The following is a 7,595-nucleotide window of genomic DNA, read 5'->3' as shown; positions in this document are numbered from 1 at the left end:
GTCACAATTCGGCCCTAATCAAGGAGCGATAGCGCTTGATGAATACTGGCGCTTCGGCCAGTATTCGCGACGCATCCACCGGGGCCGTTTCTTAAACCCAATCGAGGTTCTCCCAAGCCCGTATGCCTGTCGAGATCCGCAAGGCCCGCGCGTCAGACGTCGATGACCTCGCCGCCATCGAGAAGGCTGTTTTTCCGGGCGACAGGCTCTCGCGCCGCTCCTTCCGCCAGTTCATCGAACGCGAAACCGCCGAGATGCTGGTGGCCGAGAACGAGGGCCGGGTCGCCGGTTATGCGGTGGTGCTGTTTCGTAAGGGCAGCGGCGTCGCGCGGCTCTATTCCATCGCTGTCGGTCCCTTTTTCGGCCGGCTCGGTATCGGCCGGCTCCTGCTCGCGGCCGCAGAAGAGGCGGCCTTCGAGCACGACCGGCTGTTGCTGCGCCTCGAAGTGCGCGAGGACAATGATCGCGCCATCCGCATCTATGAGCAGGCCGGCTATCGGAAACTGGGCCGCGAGCCCGACTATTACGAGGATGGCGCGACCGCGCTGCGCTATGAAAAGACGCTGCGCGGCGACACGCCCACGGCAACCAAAGTGCCGTTCTACCAGCAGACCTGCGAGTTCACCTGCGGCCCTTGCTGCCTGATGATGGCGATGGCGAATTTCGACCGGGGCTTCGTGCCCGATCCGGTCATGGAAATCCGCCTGTGGCGCGAGGCGACCACGGTCTTTATGATGTCGGGTCCGGGCGGCTGCGAGCCTTTCGGCCTGGCCGTCGCCGGCTATGAGAGCGGACTCGCCGCCGAGATATTCGTCTCCTTCTACGGCGCGCTGTTCCTGCAGTCGGTGAGGAGCGAGGACAAGCGCCGCGTGATGGAGCTCGCCCAGGTCGATTTCCGCCGCCGCGCCGAACTCTACGGCATCCCCGTCAACTACCGTCCGTTCGGCATCGGCGATATCCGCCAAGCCCTCGCCGACGGCAAGCTGGTGCTGGTGCTGGTCAGCGGATTCCTTATGTTCGGCAAGAAGGTGCCGCATTGGGTGCTGGCCATCGGCGACGATGGCGACCATATCCTGATCCACGACCCATGGGTCGAGGATGAAAGGCAGGAAACCATACTCGATGCCGCGAACATTCCAGTGCCCTACGACATCTTCATGAATATGGCGCAGTTCGGCCGCGACGGTCTGCGCGCCGCCATCACTCTGGGAAAACGCTGAACAATGACCTGGGTAATCCTCACGGGCAGGCAGAACGATCTCGATCAGGTGGCCACACCCCACAAGATCATCACCAACCGCGACTATCTCGCGCATCCGGCGCTGTTCCGCGGCCAGCGGCCGAAAGTGATCAACCTGTCGAACAATTACGGCTATCAGAGCCGCGGCTACTACGCTTCGCTGCTGGCCGGTTCGCGCGGCCATAGGGTGATCCCAACCGTCGAGACGATGATCGACCTGTCCGAGCGCAAGCTCTACGAGCACGCGCTGCCGGAACTCGAGCTTGCCTTGAACAAATGCCGCAAGGACCTCGGCGGGATTTTTCCGGCGAAGGTCGCGATCTTCTTCGGCATCGGCCCGTCGAAAGTCTGGGACCGTTTCGCCAAGCTGTTGTTCGACTGGTTCCGCGCGCCGGCGCTGGAGGTGCACATCAAGGACAGCGCCGAATGGGCCTCGATCCGCAAGATCGGCTTCCTGCCGCTCGCCCGCATGACCGAAGACGAGGAAGAGCTCTTCCTGCAATGCCTGGAGACCTATACCAACCGCGAATGGCGCGACACCAAGGGCCGCACGCCGGCACGCTATACTTTTGCGACGCTGGTCGACCCGCATGAGGAATTGCCGCCGTCGGAGATTTCCTCATTGCGCTATTGGGCGCGGATCGCCGAGAAGATGGGCGTCGAAGTCGAGCCGATCACCAGGAAGGACCTCGCCAAGCTCGCAAATTACGACGCGCTGTTCATCCGCGAGACCACGTCGATCTCCAACCACACCTACCGCTTCGCGCGCCGCGCCCAGCAGGAAGGCATGCCGGTGATCGACGACCCGCTGTCGATGATCCGCTGCACCAACAAGGTCTATCTCAACGAGCTGATGACCTACAACAAGGTGCCGGTGCCGCCGACGGTGATGATCGCCGGCACCTCCGACTCCGAAGTGGCGGCGCAGACGCTTGGCTTCCCGCTGGTGCTGAAGATACCGGATTCGTCCTTCTCGCGCGGCGTCAAGAAATGCGAGAACATGGCGGAGCTCACCAAGCTCGCGACGGAGTGGCTGGAAGATTCCGATCTCCTGATCGCGCAGAAATTCATCCCGACCGAATATGACTGGCGCGTCGGCGTGCTCGGCGGCCAGCCGCTGTTTGCCGTGCATTACCTGATGGCAAAGAAGCACTGGCAGATCGTCAACCACAAGGCCAGCGGCAAGCCCGACCAGGGCGGCATCAAGACCTTTACACTGAAGCAGACGCCGCCGCATGTCGTCGAGACGGCTGTGCGGGCGGCAAAATGCATAGGCGACGGCCTCTACGGCGTCGACCTCAAGGAGACCACGGACGGGGTCTTCGTCATCGAGGTCAACGACAATCCCAATCTCGATCATGGCTGGGAGGATTCCGGCGAGAAGGACGAGCTCTGGGTGCGGCTGACGCAGTGGTTCCTGGAACGCCTGGAGCGGCCGGAGAAGTAGGGGCGGGGGAACAGGAACTGAGGAACTGAGGAATTGAAGAACTGGAGAATTGAAAAATTGGGCATCACCTCCTCGCTTCCCTCGGTTTCATCAGTACTGAATCATTCGAACTGAGGGAAAAGTATGCTGTTCTTCGTGATCGAGGATTTTCACGGTTCGGACCGCAAGGAAATCTACCGCCGTTTCCGCGACAAGGGCCGGCTGAAGCCGGATGAACTCGTGGTGCATCACAGCTGGATCGCGAGTGACATGAGCCGCTGCTTCATGCTGGTCGAAGCCGATGACGCGACGGTGCTGCAGCGCTGGGTCATCGAATGGGCGGATCTCGTGGAGTTCGAGATCGTTCCCGTAGCCAGCAGCAAGGACATGGTGGTTGCGCTGGCCGGGCATCTCTGAGCAACGATCCCGGCAGCCGTTTGCTCAATTTGCGTGGAACCGTCTAACTGCGTCTTAAGCCCGATTTGCTATCCCGCCTGTATTGTGGATTGCCTCAAGGCTCTCAGAAGATGATCAGGCTGTTTCAATCAGGTAATTGCGGCCAAATACTCTACATTTTCCTTCTTGTGTTTTTGATCGGATTTGATTTTGCCAAGGACCCGATCGAGCATTTTCTGGTCGGGGCAAAAGAAGGTGTTCAGAAGCAAATCTATGCGGCTGACGGCAACAATATAGCCCGTACTCAGAGGTCCTTTGTCGAGGAACTGAGAGTCCCGGATTATGGGATGCACGATGCTCCGAAATCCGCCGAGGAGCATGCCTCCGGCATCGTCGCCCAGGCGATCGCCATGGAGGCAAAAAGCTCCGCCATCGGGACGATTTACATCTCGATGCTTGCGGCGATTGGCTTTGCCACCCTCGTTGCGATCATTTGGATGGTGTTTGCTCGCGTGCGCGACATTGGCTGGCCTGCCGCCGTGGGGTTCGGCATTCTTGCTCCGAAGCTCGCGATCTCGGTTCTTCCCGGCAGTCTTCCGCCACTGACCTTCGACATTCTGCAATACGGTTTCATCGCCGCCATAATAGTGCTTGGGCTCGTGCCGGGTGGATTTGCCGACGGACCGCGTGCCCAGCCGGTTCGACAGGCAGCCGTAGCCGAGCCGGCGCGTCGCGCCGCAGGCCAATTCGGTCAAAGACGACGCTGAGCAGCAACGCCCAGCGCCGGCGATCCGACGGCGCGCCGGCATTCCTCGACCAGCCATTCCCGGAACGCCGCAACGGCATCGCGCCTCGCGCAGCGTTCGGGGATCGTCAGGCAATAGGGCTGGCGCAGTTCCAAGGACTGCGCTGCGGCCCGCACCAGTTTGCCATCCTCCAGCGCTTGCGCGCAATAGATGCCTTGCGCCAGCGCCACGCCCAGCCCTGAAATGGCGAGATCGAGTGCTGCACGCGAGGAGTTGGCCGAAAGGCCGCGCTGCGCCGCACGGCCGGGCTCGCTTCCCGACGCCTCGAACCAGTTGCGCCAGGATGGAAAGGACGCGCCGGTCGGTCCCCAATCGGTGTGGATCAGCGGCAGGCCAGCAAGGTTTTCGCTATTGGTTGAGGCCAGTGTCGGTGCGCAAACGGGATAGACGGCATCCCTGGCGATTTCCTCGGTCGGATGCTCCCGATAATGAGGACCGTAAGAGAGCCGGATGTCGACCAATTCATGATCGAAGGGCACCGGATCGTCGTCGCCTCTTAGCGATATATCGGCGGCGCCATGGGATTCGACGAAGCCGGCGAGCCGCTCGGAAAGCCAGCCCATCGCCATGGAAGGCGGCACTGAGATCACGAGCCTCGGCCGGAACGCGTCGCCGCTGACATCGCGCGCGACGCTGCCGATTTCCCGCAAGGCCATGCTGAGCCGCGGCAGCATCTCTACCCCGGCCTCGGTCAGCACGGCCCGCCGGTTGATGCGGTGGAACAGCTGTCGTCCCAGCTGCTCCTCGACGGTGCGGATGAGCTGGCTAACGGCCGCTGCCGAGATCGACAGTTCCTCCGCCGCGGCGGCAAAGCTGCCTGTGCGCGCCGCCGCTTCGAAGGCCTGAAGTCCGCGCAAGGAGGGAAGGGCGACCATGACAATCCAATAGATAAGTTCACATTATCTATTTCGCAGAAATCCTCGTTTTTCGAAAGGTTTCTTTCCGGAGTATCGTGACTCATGAACGCAATCGATCATCACGAAACCGTCGACCATCGCCAGGTGATCGCCTCGCTGACGAATGAGGAGCGCGGGCGGCTGACCGGCAAATCGGATGGGCCGGGCCTTGTCCAGTTCGCGCTCCATCTCGGGGCGATCACCGTCCTTGGCGCGCTGATCGGGGCACGAGTGCCGTTCTGGCCGGTCCTGATGCTGCCCCAGGGCATCCTGATCATCTTCCTGTTCACCCTGATGCATGAAACCGTGCACCGGACGGCATTCGAAACGCAATGGCTGAACGATGTGGTCGCGCGCTTCTGCAGCCTGGCGATCGCGCTGCCGGCGGACTGGTTCCGCTACTTCCATTTCGCCCATCACCGCTTCACTCAGGATCCGGAAAACGATCCGGAGCTGGCCTTCCCGAAGCCCGAGACGATGCGGCAATACATCGTCCACGTCTCAGGGCTGCCCGTGTGGTGGGGCCACTTCAAGACGCTCTACACCAATGCGATGGGGCGCTGCCGGGACAGCTACGTGCCGCCGAAGGGGCTGCCGAAGGTGAAGGCCGAGGCGCGGGCGATGATCGCCTTCTATCTCGTTCTGTTGGCGCTCGCGGTGTGGTTCAAGGCGTCGGTGCTGCTCACTGTCTGGATCGTGCCCGCGCTGCTCGGCCAACCGTTCCTCAGGCTCTATTTGCTCGCCGAGCACGGCCGCTGTCCCTTCGTCGCCAACATGCTGGAAAACACCCGCACGACGCTGACCAACTGGTTCGTGCGCAAGCTCGCCTGGAACATGCCTTACCATGCCGAGCACCACGCCTATCCCGGCGTCCCGTTCCACCAGCTGCCGGAATTCCACCGGCTGATCGAGCGCCATCTCAAAGTGGTCGAGCCCGGCTATGTGAGCTTCCACGAGAAGTACATCGAGACGCTGCGCTAAGCGACCGACGCGTCAGTGAGACAGCGGATATATATCAGACTGACTGGCGCAGCAGCGCCGGCGAACGCAGCAGCCGGCTCATGTCGGCCGCTTTGGCCGGCACGCCGATGAGATAGCCTTGCGCCTCGCCGCAGCCGGCCTTGCGCAGCATGTCGAGCTGCGCTTCGGTCTCGACGCCTTCGGCGGTGACGATGACGCCGAGCTCGGCGCCGAGACCGATCACGGTGCGCACGATCGCCGCCGTGTCGCGCCTGTCGAGGTCGCGGATGAAGGAGCGGTCGATCTTGATCTTGTCGACTGGAAAGCGCCGGAGGTAGCCGAGCGAGGAATAGCCGGTGCCAAAATCGTCGAGCGCGATGCGCACGCCGAGACCGCGCAATTGGCTGAGCGTCCTCAGCACCGCGTCGCTTTCGTCCATCATCACTGTTTCGGTGATTTCGAGTTCCAGGCGGTTGGCCGGCAGGCCCGAAAAGGCGAGCGCCGAGATCACGCTGCGGGCGAAGCCGCCGCTCTTGATCTGTGCGGCCGAGACGTTGACGGCCATGCGCATCTCCGGCGGCCAATGGGCGGCCACGCTGCAAGCCTTGCGAAGCGCCCAATCGCCGAGCTGCACGATCAGTCCGGTCTCCTCGGCGGCGGCGATGAAGTTTTCCGGCGACACCAGGCCGCGCGATGGCGAGCGCCAGCGCATCAGGGCTTCCGCGCCGACAATTTCGCCGGAGCCGATGTTGAGGATCGGCTGGAAATCGAGCTCGAACTCGCGCTTGGAAACGGCTGCTTCAAGATCCGCCTCAAGCGCGCGGCGCTCCCGCATCAGGGCATCCATGCCCGGCTCGAAGAAGCGATAGACGTTGCGACCTTCGCTCTTGCCCTGGTAGAGCGCCATGTCGGCATTGGTGAGCAGCGTGTCGGCATCGTGCCCGTCACCGGGATGGAGCGCGATGCCCAGGCTCACGCCCACATGCATTTCGCGTCCCTTGTCGCGATAGGGCTTGCCGACGATCTCGACGATGCGCTTGGCAAGCTTTTCGGCGTCGGCGGCGCTCTTGATGCCGGACTGGATGATGGCGAACTCGTCGCCGCCGAAGCGGGCCACCACGTCCTTGCTGCCGCGCACGGCGTGCTGCAGCCGCTTGGCGACGCATTTCAGCAGCCAGTCTCCGGCCGGGTGGCCGAATGTGTCGTTGACGGCCTTGAAGCGGTCGAGGTCGAGCGAGAGGATCGCCAGCGGCTTGGCCTTGGCCTCGCCAAGCGCTAGGTCCAGCTTCTCGCGAAACATCGAGCGGTTGGGCAGGTTTGTCAGCGTGTCGTGATGCGCAAGATGCGTCATGCGCTCCTCGACGCGGCGCCGCTCGGTCACGTCCTCGAAGGTCGCCACCCAGCCGCCGCCGGCGAGCGGCCGCCGCAGGACGAAGAGCGTTCGGCCGTCGACCAGTTCGCGATAGCTCGAGCGCGGCTGGCCCGCGTCCAGCGCCGCCTTCGCCTTTTCCACCTCTATGTCGACTTCAACAGGCACGAAGATGCCGAGAGCCACGAGTTTCTCCAGCATCTGACGGTGCGTCATGCCGAGCGTGAAATCGGCAGCCTTCGCGTTGCAAAGATCCAGGAAGCGCTGGTTGCGGACGATCAGGCGGCCCTCGGCGCTGTACATCAACAGTCCCTGCGACATGTTGGCCAAAGCAGCGTCGAACCGACGGTGCTGCTCCTTCAGCTCCGCCTCGGCTCGCCGCCGCTCGGTCACGTCCTCATAGATCGAAACCCAGCCGCCGACGGCGATGGGCCGATGGGAAATGACGATGATGCGCCCGTCGGACAGGACTTCCTCGTAGGTCGAAGGCTTGGCGCCGTCG

At 62.6% G+C, this 7,595-nt stretch carries 7 protein-coding genes; 5 read left to right on the top strand and 2 right to left on the bottom strand.

Annotated features, from left to right (window positions below; genetic code table 11):
• Positions 1 to 122: 122 nt before the first annotated feature.
• The 4 genes from EOA28_RS17990 (at position 123) to EOA28_RS17975 (ending at position 3,829) form a co-directional block, all read left to right on the top strand.
• Complete coding sequence (locus EOA28_RS17990) at positions 123 to 1,220, top strand: GNAT family N-acetyltransferase/peptidase C39 family protein (RefSeq protein WP_127253196.1); 1,098 nt, start codon at positions 123 to 125, stop codon at positions 1,218 to 1,220.
• Between the two features lie 3 nt (positions 1,221 to 1,223).
• Positions 1,224 to 2,687, top strand: coding sequence for a RimK family protein (locus tag EOA28_RS17985; protein WP_126078304.1), 1,464 nt, complete (start codon positions 1,224 to 1,226; stop codon positions 2,685 to 2,687).
• A 123-nt stretch (positions 2,688 to 2,810) separates the two neighbouring features.
• Positions 2,811 to 3,083 (top strand): DUF3303 family protein, encoded by a 273-nt coding sequence (locus EOA28_RS17980; RefSeq protein ID WP_126078303.1) that lies wholly within the window; start codon positions 2,811 to 2,813, stop codon positions 3,081 to 3,083.
• A gap of 110 nt (positions 3,084 to 3,193) precedes the next feature.
• Positions 3,194 to 3,829: a hypothetical protein gene (locus tag EOA28_RS17975; protein WP_127253198.1), complete on the top strand. Its 636-nt coding sequence runs from the start codon at positions 3,194 to 3,196 to the stop codon at positions 3,827 to 3,829.
• On the opposite strand, the gene EOA28_RS17970 is transcribed toward EOA28_RS17975, so the two are convergent.
• Complete coding sequence (locus EOA28_RS17970) at positions 3,814 to 4,743, bottom strand: LysR substrate-binding domain-containing protein (protein ID WP_128315115.1); 930 nt, start codon at positions 4,741 to 4,743, stop codon at positions 3,814 to 3,816. The genes EOA28_RS17975 and EOA28_RS17970 overlap by 16 nt on opposite strands.
• Before the next feature lie 84 nt (positions 4,744 to 4,827).
• Between EOA28_RS17970 and EOA28_RS17965 the strand changes: the two genes are divergently transcribed.
• The gene (locus tag EOA28_RS17965; protein WP_127253592.1) at positions 4,828 to 5,745 is read left to right on the top strand and encodes a fatty acid desaturase family protein; all 918 of its coding nucleotides are present in this window, start codon (positions 4,828 to 4,830) and stop codon (positions 5,743 to 5,745) included.
• 34 nt (positions 5,746 to 5,779) lie between these two features.
• Here EOA28_RS17965 and EOA28_RS17960 read toward each other — a convergent pair.
• A partial coding sequence (locus EOA28_RS17960; RefSeq protein ID WP_128315114.1) for an EAL domain-containing protein occupies positions 5,780 to 7,595 on the bottom strand: 1,816 nt, incomplete at its 5' end.

Origin of the sequence: Mesorhizobium sp. M2A.F.Ca.ET.067.02.1.1 (assembly GCF_004023285.1) — a bacterium.
Taxonomy (GTDB): Bacteria; Pseudomonadota; Alphaproteobacteria; order Rhizobiales; family Rhizobiaceae; genus Mesorhizobium.
The sequence above is the reverse complement of the archived record's forward strand: the minus strand, read 5'-3'. Positions and strand labels throughout refer to the sequence as shown.

Excerpts from the sequence above, each read along its gene's own strand:
- EOA28_RS17990 (WP_127253196.1), top strand. The coding sequence starts at position 123 with ATGCCTGTCGAGATCCGCAAGGCCCGCGCGTCAGACGTCGATGACCTC.
- EOA28_RS17985 (WP_126078304.1), top strand. The coding sequence starts at position 1,224 with ATGACCTGGGTAATCCTCACGGGCAGGCAGAACGATCTCGATCAGGTG.
- EOA28_RS17980 (WP_126078303.1), top strand. The coding sequence starts at position 2,811 with ATGCTGTTCTTCGTGATCGAGGATTTTCACGGTTCGGACCGCAAGGAA.
- EOA28_RS17975 (WP_127253198.1), top strand. The coding sequence starts at position 3,194 with ATGATCAGGCTGTTTCAATCAGGTAATTGCGGCCAAATACTCTACATT.
- EOA28_RS17970 (WP_128315115.1), bottom strand. The coding sequence starts at position 4,743 with ATGGTCGCCCTTCCCTCCTTGCGCGGACTTCAGGCCTTCGAAGCGGCG.
- EOA28_RS17965 (WP_127253592.1), top strand. The coding sequence starts at position 4,828 with ATGAACGCAATCGATCATCACGAAACCGTCGACCATCGCCAGGTGATC.